We start from the raw sequence: 20,432 nt of genomic DNA, 5'->3' as shown, positions 1-20,432 counted from the left end.
CAACACACCCGTACCACCCGTGATCAACACCGTCCCCCGCGGACACCAACCCCCGTCCCCACCCACAGGACGCACCCGCTCCAAACGACGGCCGAGGACGCCGGAGGGCCGCAGGGCCACCTGGTCCTCCGTGCCGCCGCCGAACAGGACTCCCATGAGTCGGGTGACGGCGCGGCGGTCCAGGACCTCGGGCAGGTCGACCAGACCACCCCAGCGGTCCGGATACTCCAGAGCCGCCACCCGGCCCAGACCCCACACCGCACCCTGCACCGGATCCGCCGGACCGTCCGAACGGCCCACCGACACACCACCACACGTCACCACCCACACCCGGCCACCCACACCCGCGTCACCCAACGCCTGCAACAGGCTGGCGACCCCGGAGGGGCCGAGCGGCAGGCCGTCGGCGTCGGTTCCGGCGAGTTGGGCGAAGGCCAGGACGCCGTCGACGGGGCGGCCCTCCGCGGCGTCCCGCAGTCGGTCGGCGAGCGCGGCGCGGTCGGTGCGGGCGAGACCGGGGACGAGGGTGACCCGGTCGGGCCCGCCGAGCGCCGTGGTGAGGATGGTGACCGCCGGGTCGTCGCCGTCCTGGGCGTCCGGGAGGAGGAGCAGCCGGCGGGCGTCGGTGGCGGCCGGGGCGGTGGCCGGCTCGACGGCGGCGGGCTTCCACACCACCTCGTAGGAGAGCGCTTCGACGGCGGTCTCCTGCTGCTGCCGCCTGCGCCAGGAGGCCAGCGCCGGGACGACCGCGCCGATCTCCTGGGCCGGCAGCCCCAGTGCCTGCGTCAGGGCGTCGACGTCCTCGCACTCGACGGCTTCCCAGAAGCGGTCGTCGGCGGTGTCCGCCGCGGTCCGGGCGGCCGTCCCGGCCGTGCGCACGGCGGCGGTGCCGTGGTCGAGCCAGTAGCGTTCGTGCTGGAAGGCGTAGGTCGGCAGGTCGACCGCGCGGGTGGCCGGAGTGGCGCCGAGCGCCGGGGTCCAGTCGACGTCGACACCATGGACGTACAGCCGGGCCAGTGCGCCGTACAGCCCGGTGACCTCGGGGCGGTCCTTGCGCAGCGCGGGTACCAGGAGCGGGCCGGGGACCGCGGCCTGGTCGTCGGACAGGCAGGTGCGGGCGAGGGCGGTGAGGGTGCCGTCGGCGCCGAGTTCGAGGTAGCGGGTGACGCCCTGCTCGCGCAGGCGGCGTACGTCGTCGGCGAAGCGTACGGGCTGGCGGACGTGGGCCGCCCAGTAGCCGGCCGCGCACAGTTCGGCGGGATCGGCCAGCGCGCCGGTCACCTCGGAGACGACGGGGATCTGCGGACGGTGATAGGTGAGGCCTTCGGCGACGCGCAGGAAGTCCCCCAGCATGGGCTCCATGAGCGGCGAGTGGAAGGCGTGGCTGACCCGCAGCGCGGTGGTCCTGCGGCCGAGGTCGCGGAAGTGTCCGGCGATCCGGGACACACAGTCCTTCGTGCCGGAGACGACGACGTTCTGAGGTCCGTTGACGGCGGCGATGCCGGCCTCGGCCTCCCGCCCGGCCAGCAGGGGCAGCACCTCCTCCTCCGCGGCCTGCAGCGCGACCATGGCGCCGCCCTCGGGCAGCGCCTGCATGAGCCGTCCGCGGGCCGCGACCAGGCGGCAGGCGTCGTCGAGGGACCACACTCCGGCGACATGGGCCGCCGCCAGTTCGCCGATGGAGTGCCCGGCGAGAACGTCGGGGCGGACACCCCACGATTCGAGCAGGCGGAACAGCGCCACCTCGAAGGCGAAGAGGGCGGGCTGGGTGAACTCGGTGCGGTTCAGGGTCTCTTCGTCGTCGCCGAAGACGATCTCCCTGAGGGACCGTCCGAGTTCGTTGTCCAGGTGGGCGCAGACGGAGTCGTAGGCCTCCGCGAACGCCCCGAACGTCTCGTACAGTTCACGGCCCATGCCGAGCCGCTGCGAGCCCTGCCCCGCGAAGAGGAAGGCGAGGCTCCCCTCGGAGTCGGCGGTGCCCACGGCCACGGCGGGTGAGGGTTCGCCCCGGCCGACGGCCTTCAGCGCGGCGAGGAGGTCGTCGCGGTCCTCACCGACCACGGTGGCGCGGTGCTCGAAGGCGGCGCGGGACGTGGCGAGCGCGTGGGCGACCGCGGCGGGGGTCAGTTCGGGGCGGGAGTCGAGGTGCTCGGCCAGCCGGGCGGCCTGGGCGCGCAGCGCTTCGTCGCTGCGGCCGGAGAGCAGCCAGGGCACCGTGGCCGACGGGGGGCGCGGGGCGGGCGGGGGTTCCGGGGTGTCGGCGGGGAGGGGTTCCTCCAGGACGACATGGGCGTTGGTGCCGCTGAGCCCGAAGGCGGACACGGCGGCGCGCCGCGGCCGGCTCTCCTCCCCGGCCCACTCCCGCTCCTGGGTGAGCAGTTCGACCGCACCGGCCGACCAGTCCACGTGGGACGACGGGGTGTCCACGTGCAGGGTGCGCGGGAGCAGGCCGTGCTGCATCGCCAGCACCATCTTGATCACACCCGCCACCCCGGCGGCGGCCTGGGTGTGCCCGATGTTCGACTTCACCGACCCGAGCCACAGGGGCCGTTCACGGTCCTGGCCGTACGTCGCGATCAGCGCCTGTGCCTCGATCGGATCCCCGAGCGTGGTGCCGGTGCCGTGCGCCTCGACGGCGTCGATGTCGGCCGGGGTGAGTCCGGTGCCCGCCAGCGCGGCCCGGATCACCCGCTGCTGCGCGGGGCCGTTGGGAGCGGTGAGACCGTTGGACGCGCCGTCCTGGTTGACCGCGCTGCCCCGCACCACCGCCAGCACCCGGTGCCCGTTGCGCCGGGCGTCCGACAGCCGCTCCACCAGCAGCATGCCCACGCCCTCGGACCAGCTGGTGCCGTCGGCCTCGTCGGAGAAGGCCTTGCACCGGCCGTCCCCGGCGAGCCCCCGCTGCCGCGAGAACTCCACGAACACACCCGGCGTCGACATCACCGTCACCCCACCGGCCAGCGCCAGGTCGCACTCGCCGCCCCGCAGCGCCTGCACCGCCAGGTGCAGGGCGACCAGGGACGAGGAGCAGGCGGTGTCGAGGGTGACCGCGGGACCCTCCAGGCCGAGCGCGTACGACACCCGGCCCGAGGCCAGGCTCGCCGCGCTGCCGGTGAGCAGATGGCCGCGTACGTCGTCCGGGACCTCGGTGAGCGTCGCGCCGTAGCCCTGGTGGCCGCAGCCGACGAACAGGCCGGTGCGGCTGCCGCGCAGGGAGCGCGGGTCGAGGCCGGCCCGCTCGACGGTCTCCCAGGAGACTTCGAGAAGCAGGCGTTGCTGGGGGTCGATGGCGACGGCCTCGCGGGGCGAGATGCCGAAGAAGGCGGCGTCGAAGGCGTCGGCGTCGGCGAGGAAGCCGCCTTCGTTGACGTAACTGGTCCCGGGACGCCGTGAGTCGGGGTCGTACAGCGTGTCGAGGTCCCAGCCGCGGTCGGCCGGGAAGGAGCCGATGGCGTCGCCGCCCCGGACCAGGAGGTCCCACAGGTCCTCGGGGGAGGTGACGCGGCCGGGGAGCCGGCAGGCCATGGCGACGATCGCGATCGGTTCGTCGCCGCCGCTGCCGCTCGCCGGGACCGGGTCCGCGCCGGGCGCGCGGTGAGCGGACGGCAGGGTGTCGTCGTCGAGTGCGCGCACCAGGTGATCGGTGAGGGCGAGGGGTGTCGGATGGTCGAAGACCAGGGTCGTCGGCAGGGTGAGGCCGGTGGCGGTGGCCAGCAGGTTGCGCAGTTCGACGGCGGTGAGCGAGTCGAAGCCGCAGTCCTGGAAGGCGCGGGCCGGCTGGATGCTCTCCGGGGTCGGATGGCCGAGCGCGGTGGCCGCGCTGCGCCGCACCAGCTTCAGGAGCAGCCGGCGGCGCTCGGCGGCGTCCAGGGGGGCGAGTTCGGCGCGCAGGCCGCCGCCGTGTGCGGTGGTGGTGTCCTGGGCGGCCGCCGTGGCCCGGACGGCCTCCGGGATGCGGCTCAGCAGCGCGCCGCCCGGCAGGCCCCGCCGTCCGGCGGCGATCCTGGCCCAGTCGATGTCGGAGACCAGCGTCCAGGTGTCGTCGTGGGCCAGGAGGCTGCCGAGGGCGGTGAGCGCGGGTTCGACCTCCATCGGGGTGAGGCCGCCGCGCCGCAGCCGGGTCAGTACGGCGGGGTCGTCGGCCATGCCGCCGCCGGCCCAGGGGCCCCAGGCGACGGAGGTGGCCGCGAGTCCGGCGGCGCGGCGGCGGCGGGCGAGGGCGTCGAGGTAGGCGTTGCCGGCCGCGTATCCGGCCTGGCCCGCCGAGCCGAGCGCACCGGCGATGGACGAGAAGAGCACGAAGGCGGCCAGGGGGGTGTCGAGGTTCCGGGTGGCCTCGTCGAGGTTGTCGGCCGCGCGCAGCTTGGCGCGCAGGACGGTGGCGTAGCGCTCGGGGTCCATCGCGGTGAGCGGTGCGTCGTCGAGGACGCCCGCGACATGCAGCACGGCGGTCAGCGGCCGGTCGGCCGGGACGGTGGCGAGGAGTTCGTCGAGCGCGGACCGGTCGGCGGGGTCGCAGGCGGCGAGGGTGACCCGGGTGCCCGACCGCTCCAGTTCGTGGCGCAGTTCGCCGGCACCGGGCGCCGCCGGGCCGCGGCGGCTGACGAGCAGGAGATGCTCGGCGCCCTCCCGGGCCAGGTGGCGTGCCACATGGGCGCCGATGATTCCGGTGCCGCCGGTGATGAGCGTCGTTCCGGTGAAGCGCGCTGCGGGACGGGTCTCGTCGGCGTCACGGGTGACGCGTGTCAGCCTGCGGGCGAAGACCGCTGAGTCGCGTACCGCGAGCTCGTTCTCGTCGCCCGGCTGTGCGAGGCACGCGACCAGTCGGGCGAGCGCCCGCTGGTCCGGTCGCTGCGGAAGGTCGAGGAGACCGGCCCACAGGTCCGAGTGCTCGACGGCCGCGGTCCGGCCGAGCCCCCAGGTGGTGGCCTGCACCGGCCGGGTGAGCCGGTCGGCGGGGCCGACGGACACCGCCGACCGGGTGGCCGCCCACAGCCGTGCGGTGGTGCCGCTCCCGGCCAGCGCCTGCACCAGCAGGGTGTTGAGGTGCAGCCCGAGCGGTACGTCGGGGTGGGCCGCGTGGGGTGTCTCGGTGAGGGCGAGCACCGACAGCATCTGGAGCAGACCGCCGCGGGGCGCGGTGGCCTCGGCGAGCGCCTCCGCGATCCGGGCGCGGTCCGCGTCGGCGGCCACGGCGAAGGGGCTCGCGTCCGCTCCGGCGGCGGTGAACGCCTCGGCCAGGGCCCCGGCCGTCGCGGCGGCGTCCGGGTCGTCGGCGCAGAAGGGCACCAGCCAGGCGCCGGTCGGGGAACCCGTGGGGGACGGCAGGGGTGTCCAGGTCTCCCGGTGCTGCCAGGACTCGGCGGTGGCGCGCCGCGTGCTGTCGTGGTGCCAGGACGTGAGGGCGGGGAGTACGGGTGCCAGGACGTCCGGGTCGAGCGCCAGCCGCTCCGCGAGGTCACGGACGTCACCCTTGCGGACGGCCGCCCAGAACGCCGAGTCGAGGGGCTGCGCCTGGCCGCCCTCCTGGCCGGAGGAGGACTCGGACGGCCAGTACCGGGCGCGCTGGAAGGCGTAGGTGGGCAGCTCGACGGGGCGCGCCGCGGGGAACAGGGCGGACCAGTCCGGGCTGTGTCCGTGCGCGTGCAGGGTGCCGACCGCGCCGAGCAGGCTGCCGGGCTCCGTGCCGTCCGTGCGCAGCGCGGGCACCACCACGTGCGGTGCCGGCGCTCCCTCGGGTGCCTCGGCGGTGGTGGGCAGCAGCGCGAGGGCGAGGGCGGAGAGGGTGCCGTCCGGGCCGAGTTCGAGGTAGCGGGTGACGTTCTGGCCGGCGAGGGTGTGGAGGGCGTCGGCGTACCGTACGGTGCGGCGGACGTGCTGGACCCAGTGCTCGGGCGACATCAGCTGCTCGGCGCTCGCGGCCGCTCCGGTGACGGTGGAGACCAGGGGCAGCTTCGGACGCTCGTACGACACGCCTTCGGCCACCGAGCGGAACTCGGCCAGCATCGGTTCCATCAGCGGCGAGTGGAAGGCGTGGCTCACCCGCAGGGCGGTCACCTTGCGGTCCTGGGCCCGGAAGTGCCCGGCGACCTTCTCCACCGCGGCGCTGTCACCGGCGATCACCACGGATCGCGGGCCGTTGACCGCCGCGAGGCCCACCACGTCGTTCAGCAGAGGCAGCACCTCGTCCTCGGACGCCTGGAGGGCGGCCATCGCCCCGCCCGCGGGCAGGGCCTGCATCAGCCGGCCCCGCGCCACGACCAGGCGGCACGCGTCGGCCAGGGACCACACTCCGGCCACATGGGCGGCGGCGATCTCACCGATGGAGTGACCCGCGAGCAGGTCCGGGCGCACGCCCCAGGACTCCAGGAGCCGGAACAGGGCGACTTCGAGGGCGAACAGGGCGGGCTGGGCGAACTCGGTCCGGTCCAGCCGCTCGGCGTCCTCGCCGAAGACGGTCTCCCGCAGGCCGAACGGGAGTTCCGCGTCCACCGCGTCGAACGCTTCCGCGAAGACCGGATACCTCTCGTACAACTCCCGTCCCATGCCGAGGCGCTGGGAGCCCTGGCCGGCGAACAGGAACGCCGTGCGCCCGCGCAGCGCCGTACCCCGCACCACCCGCGGGTCCGTCTCGCCGGCCGCCAGGGCGGCCAGCCCCGCCCGCAGGTCCTCCCCGTCCGAACCCACGAGCACCGCACGGTCCTCGAACGCCGACCGTGTCACCGCCAGGGTCCACCCCACGTCGGCGGCAGGACGTCGCGCCGCCTCCAGCAGCCTCGCCGCCTGTGCCCGCAGCGCCCCCTCCCCACGCGCAGACAGCGGCCACAGCAGCACCCCGCCGTCACCGGCGCCGTCACCGGGGCGTGTGGGCTCCTCGACCGCCTCGGCCTCCTCCAGCACCACGTGCGCGTTGGTGCCGGAGATGCCGAAGGACGACACACCGGCCCGGCGCGGGCGGTCCTCGGTGCGGGGCCAGTCCCGCGGTTCGTCCAGGAGGCTCACGTCGCCCGCCGACCAGTCGACGTGCGTGGACGGGGCGTCGACATGCAGGGTGCTCGGCAGCAGGCCGTGCCGCATCGCCAGCACCATCTTCATGACGCCCGCCACCCCGGCGGCGGCCTGGGTGTGCCCGATGTTCGACTTGACCGACCCCAGCCACAGGGGCCGTTCGCGGTCGCGTCCGTAGGTGGCGAGCAGGGCCTGCGCCTCGATCGGATCGCCCAGTGTGGTGCCGGTGCCGTGGGCCTCCACGGCGTCGACGTCGGCGGCCGACAGACCGGCGCTCGCCAGGGCGGCCCGGATGACCCGCTGCTGCGCGGGACCGTTCGGCGCCGTCAGGCCGTTGGAGGCGCCGTCCTGGTTGACGGCGCTGCCCCGGATCACGGCCAGCACCCGGTGCCCGTTGCGCCGGGCGTCCGACAGCCGCTCCAGCAGGAGCAGGCCCGCGCCCTCGCCCCATCCGGTGCCGTCCGCCGCGTCCGCGAAGGGCTTGCAGCGGCCGTCGCCTGCCATGCCGCCCTGGCGGCTGAACTCGACGAAGGCGCCCGGTGTGGACATGACGGCGACACCGCCCGCCAGCGCCAGGGAGCACTCGCCGGCCCGCAGGGCGTGGCAGGCCAGGTGCAGGGCGACCAGGGAGGAGGAGCAGGCCGTGTCCACGGTGATCGCCGGGCCCTCCAGGCCCAGGGTGTAGGCGACCCGCCCGGAGACGACGCTTCCGGTGTTGCCGGTGAGGATGTGGCCCTCGACGCCGTCGGGGACGTCACGCAGCACGGAGCCGTACTCCTGGTTGCTGCAGCCGACGAAGACGCCGGTGCTGCTGCCGCGCAGGGCGGCGGGGGCGATGCCCGCGCGTTCCACCGTCTCCCAGGCCACTTCCAGCAGCAGCCGCTGCTGCGGGTCCATGGCGAGGGCCTCGCGCGGAGAGATGCCGAAGAAGTCGGCGTCGAAGCGGTCGGCGCCGTGGACGAAGCCGCCCTGGACGGCGGCGCTGCCGCCGCCGGTCGCCTCCTGCCCGAACAGTGCGTCGAGGTCCCAGCCGCGGTCGGTGGGGAAGCCCGTCATGGCGTCCGTGCCGTCCGCGAGCAGCCGCCAGAAGTCCTCGGGGGTGTCGGCTCCGCCCGGCCAGCGGCAGGCCATGGCGACGATGGCGACCGGCTCGGTCATCGCCTCCCGCAACCGCTGGTTGTGCTTGCGCAGCCGTTCGTTCTCCCGGAGCGAGGCACGGAGGGCTTCGACGACTTTTTCGGAGGACATGCTCAGCTCCACACTTCGCGCTTCGAGGCAGACAGGGGGCCGGACGGGCCGGCGGGGATCGGACGGGGGCGGTCGCTCAGTCGTCGGCGCCCAGGGCCATCCGGACGAGGTCGTCCACGTCCATGTCGTCGACGTCCACGTCGGTGCCGTCCGCCGTGGCCGGCGGCTCCTGGCCGGGACGGACGGCGGGGGCGGACGCGAGGTCCATCAGCGCGTCCAGCAGCCCCGACTCGCGGAACCTGGTGATCGGGATGGACATCAGCAGCCTGCGGATGGCCGCCTCGTCGGGTTCGCCCGGGCCGAGGCCGGCCGTGCCCGGTGCGGCCGGGCCGTCGTCCGTTCCGGCCGTGAAGTGCTCCCGGCCGAGATGGTCGGCGAGCGCGGCGGGGGTGGGGTGGTCGAAGACCAGGGTGGCGGGCAGCAGGACTCCGGTGGCGGCGTTCATCCGGTTGCGCAGCTCGACGGCGGTGAGCGAGTCGAACCCGAGTTCCTTGAAGGACTGGTCCGGGTCGATGCGGGCGGCGGAGGCGTGTCCCAGGACGGCGGCGACCTGGCGGCAGACCTCCTCGGCCAGCCTGCGGTGCCGGTCGGCGGCGCCGAGCCGGGCCAGTTCGGCGGCGAGGTCCCCGCTGTCGCCGGGCCGGGCGGTGAGTGTGCGCTCCGCGACGGTGCGGCGGGTGCGGGCCAGGCCGGCCAGCAGGGGCGGTACCGGGCCTTCGGCACCGAGCCGGGTCGTGTCCACCGCCATCGGCAGCCGGACGGCCGCCGGGTGGTCCAGTGCCTCGGTGAAGAGGGCCAGTCCCTCCTTGGCGGCGAGGGGCGGCAGTCCGGCGCGTTCCATGCGGCGCAGGTCGGCGTCGCCGAGGCCGCCGGTCATGCCGGTGGCCTGGGACCAGGGTCCCCAGGGCAGGGACAGGGCGGGCAGGCCCAGGGCGTGCCGGTGCCCGGCGAGGGCGTCGAGGAAGGCGTTGGCCGCGGCGTAGTTGGCCTGGCCGGGGGCGCCCAGGGTGCCGGCGACCGAGGAGAACAGGACGAACGCGGCCAGGTCGAGAGGGCGGGTGAGCTCGTGGAGGTGGGTGGCGGCGTCCAGCTTGGGGCGCAGTACGGCGGCCAGGCGCTCGGGGGTGAGGTGGTCCACGACCGTGTCGTCGAGGACGCCGGCCGCGTGGACGACGGCGGTCAGCGGATGACCGTCGGGTACGGAGGCGAGGAGTGCGGCGACCTGGTCGCGGTCGGCGACGTCGGCGGCCCGGACGCTCACCTGTGCGCCCAGCTCCTCCAGTTCCGTGACGAGGGGCGCGGCCTCGGGAGCGGCGGGTCCGCGGCGTGAGGCGAGCAGCAGGTGACGTACGCCGTGCTCGGTGACCAGGTGGCGGGCGAGCAGGGCTCCCAGGCCGCCCGTGCCGCCGGTGATGAGCACGGTGCCGTTGGGGTCGAGCGGTGCGGGGACGGTGAGGACGACCTTGCCGATGTGGCGGGCCTGCGACATGTGGCGGAAGGCCTGCGGCGCGAGGCGTACGTCCCACGGGGTGACGGGCAGCGGGGTCAGCACTCCGCTCTCGAACAGGCCGACGAGGGTCGTGAGCATCTCGCCGATGCGGTCGGGGCCGGCCTCGATGAGGTCGAACGCCCGGTAGTGGACGCCGGGATGGCGGGCGGCGACGTCGTCGGACCCGCGGACGTCCGTCTTGCCCATCTCCAGGAAGGTTCCGCCGGGGGTCAGCAGGCGCAGGGAGGCGTCGACGAACTCGCCGGCCAGGGAGTCCAGGACGAGGTCGACGCCGCGGTCGCCGGTCGCGGCGCGGAAGGCGGCCTCGAAGGACAGGTCGCGGGAGGAGGCGATGTGCGGGTCGTCCAGTCCGGCGGCGCGCAGGGCGTCCCATTTGCCGGGGCTCGCGGTGGCGTAGACCTCGGCGCCGAGGTGGCGGGCGAGCTGGGTGGCGGCCATGCCGACGCCGCCGGCCGCCGCGTGCACGAGGACGGAGTTCCCCTCGCTCACGCCGCCGAGGTCGACGAGGGCGTAGTAGGCGGTGAGGAAGACGATGGGCACGGTCGCCGCCTGGGCGAACGTCCAGCCGTCCGGGATCCGGGCGACGGTGCGGGCGTCGGCCACCGCCACGGGCCCGTAGGCAGCGGGGAACATGCCCATGACACGGTCGCCGACGGCGAGACCGGTCACCCCGGGGCCGACCTCGGTGATCACCCCGGCTCCCTCCAGGCCGAAGTCGCGGGCCGGGCCGGGGTACATGCCGAGGGCGTTGAGCACGTCGCGGAAGTTGACTCCGGCGGCGCGGACGGCGATCCGTATCTCCCCGTCGGCGAGGGCGCGTTCGGCGTCCGGTGCGGCGACGAGTGCCAGGCCGTCCAGGGTGCCCTTGCGGACCATGTCCAGCCGCCAGGCCGTTCCGGATCCGGTGTGCGGGGGGCGCAGGCCGTCGGCCGGGTCGGTGCGGGCGATGCGCGGGAGATGTACGGAGCCTTCCCGCAGGGCCAGTTGGGGATCGGCGTGGCCGAGTGCCGCGGGCAGGGCGGCCAGTGAGGCGGCCGCGGTGTCGGTGTCGACGAGGACGAACCGGCCGGGGTGCTCGGACTGCGCCGAGCGGACCAGTCCCCAGGCGGCCGCGGCGGCCGGGTGGCGAACGCCGGGTCCCGCGGGTCCGTCCGGCACGAGCGCCTCGCGGGTGACCAGCACCAACCGGGTCGCGTCCAGCCGTCGTTCGGCCAGCAGCTGCCGTACGAGGGCGAGGGCGTGCTGTGCCGCCGCGTGTCCCGCCCGCTCCAGCGGGCCGTCGCCGTGGGGCAGGACGGCGAGCACGGTGCCGGGCGCGCCGTCGGCCGCAGCCAGAGCGGCGGGGCCGGGGGCCTCGGTGACGTCGGCGGCGACTCCGGCGGCGGCGAGCAGGTCGGCGAACTCCCGGCCCGCGTCGTCGCCGAGGACGGTGAGCCGGCCCGGGTCCGGCCGGTCGCCGGTGGCGGGCCGCGGCTGCCAGTCGAGGCGGAACAGGTCGCCCGCGCCCCGGTCGGGCCGTACGCGCAGCCGTTCGGGGTCGATCTCGCGCAGGGTGAGGGAACCGATGGACGCGACGGGCCGCCCGGTGGCGTCGGCGACGTCGAGGGTGACGGTGTCCTCGCCGCGCAGGGCGAGCCGGACCCGTACGGCGGTGGCGCCGGTGGCGTGCAGGGTCACGTCACGCCAGGAGAACGGCAGCCGGCCGGCCGCGGAGTCGTCCAGCGGCAGGAAGGCGGTGGCGTGCAGGGCGGCGTCGAGCAGCGCGGGGTGCAGACCGTAGCGGGGGGCGTCGGCGTGTGCCTGTTCGGGCAGGGCGATCTCGGCGTACACGTCGCCGTCGAGCCGCCAGGCGGCGCGCAGCCCCCGGAACACGGGCCCGTAGTCGAATCCCGCGGCCGCGAGGCGGTCGTAGGTGTCGTCGACGGGCAGTTCCTCGGCATCCGCGGGCGGCCAGGCGGCGAGCGGGGCGCCGTCGGGCTCCGGGTGGGCGCCGGGGGCGAGGACGCCGTCGGCGTGCAGGGTCCAGGGCCGGTCGGAGGCGGCGTCGGCGGGCCGGGAGTGCACGCCGAGCGGGCGGTTGCCGTCCGGATCGGGCGCGCCGACCCGCAGTTGCAGGGTGACGGCCTGCCCGGGGGTCAGCAACAGCGGTTCGACGAGGGTCAGTTCGGTCACCCGGTCGCAGCCCACGCGGTCCGCGGCGAGCAGCGCCAGGTCGAGGTGGGCGGTGCCGGGCAGGACGGTGGTGCCACCGACGGCGTGGTCGGCGAGCCACGGCTGGTCCGTCACGGAGAGCCGGCTGGTGAAGACGTGGCCGTCGGCGTCGGCGAGGTCGACGCGGGCTCCCAACAGCGGGTGTCCGGCGTCGGCGAGGCCCGCCGCGGCCAGGTCTCCCGCGTTCCGGCCGCCCGTGGAGGGCCAGTAGCGCTCGCGCTGGAAGGCGTAGGTGGGCAGGTCGACGATCCCGCCGGAGCCGCCGGTGGCGGCGCTCCAGTCGACGTCGGCGCCGTGGGCGTGGGCGCGCGCGAGTCCGGCGAGCAGGCTGCCCGTCTCGTCCTGGCCGGGACGCAGCAGGGCGAGGGCGGCGGTGCCGGCCGGGTCGGCGACGGCGTCGGCGACCAAGGCCGTCAGGGTGCCGTCGGGGCCGATCTCCAGGTAGCGGCGGACCCCGGCGTCCTGGAGGGCGCGCACGCCGTCGTGGAAGCGGACGGCCCGGCGCACGTGCCGGACCCAGTGGTCGGGCGAGGCGAGTTCGCCGGGAGCGGCCGGCCGGCCGGTGACGTCGGAGACCACGGGGACGAGCGGCTCGTGGTACTCCAGCGTGGCGGCGACCTCGCGGAATTCCTGGAGCATGGGCTCCATCAGCGGCGAGTGGAAGGCGTGGCTGACGCGCAGCCGCCTGGTGCGCAGGCCGCGTTCCTCGATCCGGGCGGCGACCTCCCGTACGGCGCTCTCCTCGCCGGAGATCACCACGGAGCGGGGGCCGTTGACCGCGGCCAGGCCCACCTCGTGCTCCCGGCCCTCCAGCAGGGGCAGGACCTCGTCCTCGGCGGCCTGGAGGGCGACCATGGCGCCGCCCTCGGGGAGGGCGTCCATCAGCCGGCCGCGGGCCGCGACCAGGGTGCAGGCGTCGGTGAGGGAGAGGACTCCGGCGGCGTGCGCGGCGGCCAGGGAACCGATGGAGTGACCCAACAGGTGGTCGGGGGTCACACCGAGGCTGCGGACGAGCCGGTACAGGGCGACTTCGAGCGCGAACAGGGCCGGCTGCGCGTACCCGGTGCGGTCCAGCGGCGCTCCGGCGTCGCCGAGGACGGTCTCGCGCAGCGGGGTGCCGAGGACGTCGGCGCCGAAGTGGGCGCACACCTCGTCGAAGGCGTCCGCGAAGACCGGGAAGGCGCCGTACAAGTCGCTTCCCATGCCGGGTCGTTGGGCGCCCTGGCCGGTGAAGAGGAAGGCGGTCCGCCCGCCGCGGGCGGCGGCGCCGGTCCCGTCGGGCGGGGTGGCGCCGGAGGCGAGCCGGGTCAGGCCGGCGAGCAGGTCGTCGCGTCCGGTACCGAGGAGCACCGCGCGGTGTTCGAAGACGGGGCGGGTGGTGGCCAGGGAGTGGCCGAGGTCGGCGGCGGACAGCTCGGGGTGCCGCAGGGCGTGGTCGAGCAGGTTCTCCGCCTGGGCGCGCAGCGCCTCGGGGGTGCGGGCGGACAGCGGCCAGGCGGTCGTCCGGTGGGTGACCGGCCGCCCCGCGGCGGGCGGGGCCTCGGCGGCGTTGTTCGGCGGGGCCTGGTCCGGGACGGGCGGGGCCTCTTCCAGGATGACGTGGGCGTTGGTGCCGCTGAAGCCGAAGGAGGAGACGCCCGCGCGCCGGGGGCGGCCCTCCTCGCGCCGCCACGGCCGGGTCTCGGTCAGCAGGCGTACGGCGCCGGAGGTCCAGTCGACCCGGCTGGAGGGCCGGTCGGCGTGCAGGGTGCGGGGCAGTCGGCCGTGGTGGAGCGCCAGCACGGTCTTGATGACGCCGGCGACCCCCGCGGCGGCCTGGGTGTGGCCGAGGTTGGACTTCACCGAGCCCAGCCACAGGGGCCGTTCCCGGTCCTGGCCGTAGGTGGCGAGGAGTGCCTGTGCCTCGATGGGGTCGCCGAGGACGGTGCCGGTGCCGTGTCCCTCCACGGCGTCGACGTCGGCCGGGGTGAGCCCGGCGTCGGCCAGCGCGGCCCGGATCACCCGTTCCTGCGACGGACCGTTGGGGGCGGTCAGGCCGTTGCTGGCGCCGTCGGAGTTCACGGCGCTGCCGCGCAGCACGGCGAGCACCCGGTGTCCGTTGCGCCGGGCGTCGGACAGCCGCTCCACCAGCAGCATCCCGGCGCCCTCGCCCCAGCCGGTGCCGTCCGCCCCGTCGCCGTAGGCCTTGCAGCGGCCGTCCGGCGCGAGACCGCGCTGGCGGCTGAACTCCAGGAACGCGGCCGGGGTCGACATCACGGTGACGCCGCCCGCGAGCGCCAGGTCGCACTCCCCCGCGCGCAGCGCCCGAGCCGCCCAGTGCAGGGCGACCAGGGAGGACGAGCAGGCGGTGTCGACGGTGACGGCGGGGCCCTCCAGGCCGAGGGTGTAGGAGATGCGGCCGGAGACCACGCTGGCGGCGTTGCCGGTGCCGAGGTAGCCGTCGACGTCGTCCGCGGACATGCGCAGCAGGGCCGTGTAGTCCTGCCCGTTGGTGCCGGCGAAGACGCCCGTGCGGGAGCCGCGCAGGGTCCGCGGGTCGACGCCTGCTCGCTCCACGGCCTCCCAGCACACCTCGAGGAGCAGCCGCTGCTGCGGGTCCATGGCCAGGGCCTCGCGCGGAGAGATGCCGAAGAAGGCGGGGTCGAACCCGTCGACGCCGGACAGGAAGCCGCCGGTGCGGGTGTAACTGGTGCCCTCGTGGCCGGGGTCGGGGTGGTACAGCGAGGCGAGGTCCCAGCCGCGGTCCTCGGGGAATCCGGTCAGGCCGTCGCCGCCGGAGACGAGCAGGTCCCACAGCCGTTCGGGCGTGTCGGCGCCGCCGGGGAGCCGGCAGGCCATGCCGACGACGGCGACGGGTTCGTCCTTGCCGGCCTGCGCGGGCCGGGGCGCGGTGGTGACGGGACGGGCGGATCCGTCACCGGCCGGCAGCGAGCGCAGCAGGTGCGCGGCGAGGGCGGCCGGGGTGGGGTGGTCGAAGGCGACGCCGGCCGCGAGCCGCAGGCCGGTGCGGCGTTGCAGCGCGTTGCGCAGGTCGACGGCGGTCAGCGAGTCGAAGCCGAGGTCGCGGAAGGCGCGTTCGGGATCGGCGGCGGGGGCGTCCGCGGCGTGCCCGAGAACGGCGGCGATCTCCGCCTGGAGGAGCCGGAGGACGGCGGCGGGCCGCTCGGCGGCGGGCAGTGCGGCGAGGGTACGGGCCAGTCGTCCGCCCGGCCTGGCGGGCCCGGCGGTACGGCGCGCGGAGACGGCCGGGTCGCGCAGCAGGGCCGGGGTGGGGGTGGTGGCGGTCCGCGCGGTGGCCAGGTCCAGCCGGACCGGCAGGAGCACCGGGCGGTCCTGGGCCGGCGCGAGGTCGAGCAGGCGCAGGGCGTCGGCGGTGGGCAGCGGCGCGATGCCCGCACGGGCCATCCGGGTGCGGTCGGCGTCGCCGAGCCCGGCCGTCATGCCGCTCTCCTCGGCCCACAGGCCCCAGCCGAGGGCGAGCGCGGGCCGTCCCTGTGCCCGCAGGGTGGCGGCCAGCGCCTCCAGGAAGGCGTTGGCGGCGGCGTAGTTGCCCTGGCCGGGTCCGCCGAAGGTGGCGGCGGCGGACGAGAAGAGCACGAACGCCGTCAGGTCCAGGTCCCGGGTCAGCCGCTCCAGATGCACGGCGGCGTCCGCCTTGGGCCGCAGCACGGCGGACAGCCGGTCCGGGGTCAGCGCGGGGATCACCCCGTCGTCGATCACCCCGGCGGCATGGAAGACGGCGCCGAGGGGATGCGGTTCGGGTACGGCGTCCAGGAGCGCCGCGAGCGCGGCGGGGTCGGCCACGTCGCAGGCGGCCACGGTCACCTCGGCACCGGCCCGTTCGAGCTCGGCGCGCAGCTCCGTGGCTCCGGGTGCCTGCGGGCCGCGGCGGCTGGTGAGCAGCAGATGCCGTGCTCCGTGCGCGGTGACCAGGTGCCGGGCGACGGCCGCGGCGACGGTGCCGCCGGCACCGGTGATCAGCACGGTCCGCTCCGGATCGAGGAGCGGTCGCGTGGAGCCGTCCGGGTGGTGCCGGGTGAGGCGGGCGGCGTGGAGGCGGCCGGACCGCAGGGCGATCTCCGTCTCCCCGCGGTGCGCGGCCTCGCAGATCGCGGCGAGGAGCGCCTCCGGGTCGGTGCCGGTGTGCGTGGGGGTGCCGGGGCAGGTGCCGGGGCCGGTGTCCGTGGGGGCACCACTGCCGGTGCTGGTGTCGGTGTCCGTGGGGACGCCGGTGTCGGTGTCCGTGTCCACGAGGAGGAAGGACCCCGGGTTCTCCGACTGTGCCGAGCGCACCAGGCCGCGCACGGTGGCCGCGGCGAGATCGGCGACCGGCTCACCGGGGCGGACGGCCACCGCGTTCCGGGTGAGCAGGACCAGCCGGGCGCCTGCCGTGCGTTCCTCGGCCTGCCAGCGCTGGAGCAGTTCCAGGGCCGCGGCGGCCGACTCGTGCACGGCGGCGGGCAGTTCCGCGTCGGCTCCCCGCAAGGACACGAGCACCAGGTCCGGCACGGAGGCGCCGGGGGCGGCCAGGGCGGTGAAGAAGGCGTCCGGGTCCGGGTGGCGCTCGGCGTCCGCGGGGGCCGGTCCGGCGCCCACGACGGCCACCGTGGGCCGGTGTGCGGGGGCGGGGGCCGCGGGCAGCGCGGTCCAGTCGACCACGAACAGATCGTCACCGGCCGGGGACGGGACGGTCAGGGGCAGTTCGTCCACGGGGGTGAGGGTGACCGCGCCGACGGTGGCGACCGGGGTGCCGGACTCGTCGGCGAGGTCCAGTCGCAGTGCGCCGTCGGGGCGGGGCCGGAGCCTGACCCGCAGCGCCTCGGCGCTGCCCGCGTGCAGCGTGCAGTCCCGCCATGTCACGGCGAATCCGCCGGGGTGGCCGAGCGCGGCGGCGGCGTGCAGGGCCGCGTCGAGCAGCGCCGGGTGCAGCGCCACCCGCAGGGCGTCCGCGCGGAACTCCTCCGGTACGGCGACCTCGGCGTACGTCTCGTCGCCGGCCCGCCACACCGCGGTGAGCCCCCGGAAGGCGGGACCGTGGTCCAGGCCGCGGGCCCGCGCCGCCTCGTAGATCTCCTCGATCTCGTCGGCGTCCAGGGCGTGGGCACCGGGCGGCGGCCAGGCGCCGTCCGGTGCGTCGTGCCCGTCCAACGCGTCCTGCGCGTCCTGCGCGTCCTGCTCCAGCTGATCCGGCTGCTCCGGCGTGGCACCGGCCGGCGCGAGGACACCTCGGGCGTTGCGGGTCCAGGGCCGGTCGGACGCGCTCGCGTCCTCCTCCGCCGGGCCGGCGGCGACCGGGGCGGGCCGGGAGTGGCAGGCGAACGCCCTGACGCCGTCCTCGTCCGGGCCGTCGAGGACGACCTGGATCTCCACGGGCCGGTCGCCGTCCAGGACGAGGGGCCGCTCCTGGTCGAGCTCGACGACATGGTGGCATCCCACGAGTCCGCCGAGATGCAGGGCGAAGTCGACGTACGCGGCCGTGGGCAGCACGGTGACGCCCGCCGCGGTGTGGTCGGCCAGCCAGGGGTGCGTGCGGGTGGAGAGCACGGTGGTGGACAGCACCGAGGACGAGTCCGCCAGGGTCACCGCGGCCCCGAGGAGCGGATGCCCGCCGCCACGCCGTCCGGTGCCGGGCGCCGGATCGAGCCAGAAGCGTCGCTGCTGGAACGCGTAGGTGGGCAGTTCGACGGTCCTGCCGCCGGGGAACAGCGCGGACCAGTCCGGGCTGCTGCCGTGCGCGTGCAGCGTGGCGACGGCGTGCAGCAGGGTCGCCGCCTCCGGTGCCTCGCTGCGCAGCGTGGGGGCCAGGACGCGCTGGTCGTCGTCGAGCAGGGTGCGGGCGAGCGCGGTGAGCGTGGCGTCCGGCCCGAGTTCGACGAACCGTGTCACCTTGCTCCGGGCGAGGGTGCGGACGGCGTCGGCGTAGCGGACGGTGCGGCGGACGTGGCGGACCCAGTGGTCCGGGGACATCAGCTCCTCGGCGCTCGCGGCCTCGCCGGTGACGGTGGAGACGACGGGCAGCCCCGGGCGCCCGTAGGTCAGGCTCTCCGCGACCTCGCGGAAGGCCGCGAGCATCGGTTCCATCAGCGGGGAGTGGAAGGCGTGGCTGACGCGGAGGGCCGTGGTCCTGCGGTCCTGGGCGCGGAAGTGCGCGGCCACCTCGTCCACCGCGTCGCGGGCACCGGCGACCACGACGGCTCGCGGGCCGTTGACCGCGGCGACGCCCACCGTGTCGTCCAGCAGCGGGAGGACTTCCTCCTCGGAGGCCTGTAGCGCGACCATCGCCCCGCCCCCGGGCAGGGCCTGCATCAGCCGGCCCCGCGCCACGACCAGACGGCAGGCGTCGGCCAGCGACCACACTCCGGCCACATGGGCCGCGGCGATCTCACCGATGGAGTGACCCGCGACCAGGTCCGGGCGCACGCCCCAGGACTCCAGGAGCCGGAACAGCGCCACTTCGAGCGCGAACAGGGCGGGCTGGGCGAACTCGGTCCGGTCCAGCCGCTCGGCGTCCTCACCGAAGACGGTCTCCCGCAGACTGAAGGGCAGTTCGGCGTCCACCGCGTCGACGGTCTGTGCGAAGACGGGATACGTCTCGTACAACTCCCGTCCCATGCCAAGGCGTTGGGAACCCTGTCCGGCGAACAGGAACGCCGTGCGCCCGCGCAGCGCCGTACCCCGCACCACCCGTGCGTCCGCCTCGCCGGCCGCCAACGCGGCCAGCCCGGACCGCAGTTCGTCCACGCCGGCGCCCACGATCACGGCACGGTCCTCGAACAGTGACCGTGTCACCGCCAGCGACAGCCCCACGTCGACGGCGGAGCCGTCGGTGCGGTCCAGCAGCCTCGCCGCCTGCGCCCGCAGCGCCCCTTCCCCGCGTGCGGAGAGCGGCCACAGCACCACGCCGCCGTCGCCGGTGTCCGGCCGAGCGGCTGCGGGTTCCCCGGCCGGCCCGGCCTCCTCCAGGACCACGTGCGCGTTGGTGCCGCTGACGCCGAAGGCGGAGACGCCCGCGCGGCGTGGCCGGCCTTCCTCCGTGCGCGGCCACTGCCGGGCCTCGGCCAGCAGCGCGACCCGGCCCGCCGACCAGTCGACGTGACGGGAGGGGGCGTCGACGTGCAGCGTGCGCGGGAGCATCCCGTGCCGCATGGCCATGACCATCTTGATCACGCCGCCGACCCCGGCGGCGGCCTGGGTGTGCCCGATGTTGGACTTCAACGAGCCGAGCCAGAGCGGGTGTTCACGGTCGCGTCCGTAGGTGGCGAGCAGGGCCTGCGCCTCGATCGGATCGCCCAGTGTGGTGCCGGTGCCGTGGGCCTCCACCGCGTCCACGTCGGCGGCCGACAGACCCGCGCTCGCCAGGGCGGCCCGGATGACCCGCTGCTGCGCGGGACCGTTCGGCGCCGTCAGGCCGCTGCTGGCACCGTCCTGGTTGACGGCGCTGCCCCGGATCACGGCCAGCACCCGGTGCCCGTTGCGCCGGGCGTCCGACAGCCGCTCCAGCAGGAGCAGGCCCGCGCCCTCGCCCCAACCGGTGCCGTCCGCCGCGTCCGCGAAGGACTTGCAGCGGCCGTCGGGGGAGAGTCCGCGCTGGCGGCTGAACTCGGTGAAGGTGACCGGGGTGGACATCACGGCGACACCGCCCGCCAGCGCCAGCGAGCACTCGCCGGCCCGCAGCGCCCGGCAGGCCAGGTGCAGGGCGGCCAGGGAGGAGGAGCAGGCCGTGTCCACGGTGATCGCCGGGCCCTCCAGGCCCAGGGTGTAGGCGACCCGTCCGGACGCGATGCTGCCCGCGCTGCCGTTGCCGATGAAGCCTTCGAGACCGGGCGGGGGCGCGTCGAACCGGGAGCCGTAGTCGTTGTACATGACCCCGACGAAGACGCCGGTGGGGCTGCCGCGCAGGGTGCCGGGGTCGAGTCCGGCCCGCTCCAGCGCCTCCCAGGAGATCTGCAGCAGCAGGCGCTGCTGCGGGTCGGTGCCGAGGGCCTCGCGGGGCGACATGCCGAAGAAGTCGGGGTCGAAGTCCGCGGCGTCGTGCAGGAAGCCGCCCTCGCGGGTGTAGCAGGTGCCCGGGTGCTCGGGGTCGGGGTGGTAGAGGGCCGGGACGTCCCAGCCGCGGTCCTCCGGGAAGGGCGTGATGGCGTCGGTGCCGTCGGCGACCAGTCGCCACAGGTCCTCGGGGGCGCGTACGTCACCCGGGTACCGGCAGGCCATGGAGACGATCGCGACGGGTTCGCGGTCCTTCGTCTCCAGCTCGCGCAGGCGGCCGGTGGTGCGGTGCAAATCGGCGGTGACCCGCTTCAGATAGTCCCGCAGGCGGTCTTCGCTCACAGCTCGGCCCCCAGACCCGGGTCGCACACCACGGCGGAGAGCGGTGGCAGGCCCGCTGCGCTCGGATCGGTAGACAACACCGGTATCTCCTCAGGCTCGGACACCCACGCTCTGGGCATGGCTCCTC

Annotated in this window: 2 protein-coding genes; both read right to left on the bottom strand. The window is 75.8% G+C overall.

The genetic code is table 11. The features are described from left to right. Nucleotides 1–8,262 (bottom strand): type I polyketide synthase (locus ACFY30_RS39010; protein WP_390849891.1); only part of this gene is annotated, 8,262 nt, incomplete at its 3' end. A 70-nt stretch (nucleotides 8,263–8,332) separates the two neighbouring features. Continuing rightward, nucleotides 8,333–20,332 (bottom strand): SDR family NAD(P)-dependent oxidoreductase, encoded by a 12,000-nt coding sequence (locus tag ACFY30_RS39005; RefSeq protein WP_390849889.1) that lies wholly within the window; start codon nucleotides 20,330–20,332, stop codon nucleotides 8,333–8,335. Nucleotides 20,333–20,432 lie beyond the last annotated feature (100 nt).

Source organism: Streptomyces sp. NPDC000345 (assembly GCF_042898825.1).
GTDB lineage: Bacteria > Actinomycetota > Actinomycetes > Streptomycetales > Streptomycetaceae > Streptomyces.
This window is presented reverse-complemented; position numbering and strand designations above follow the sequence as displayed.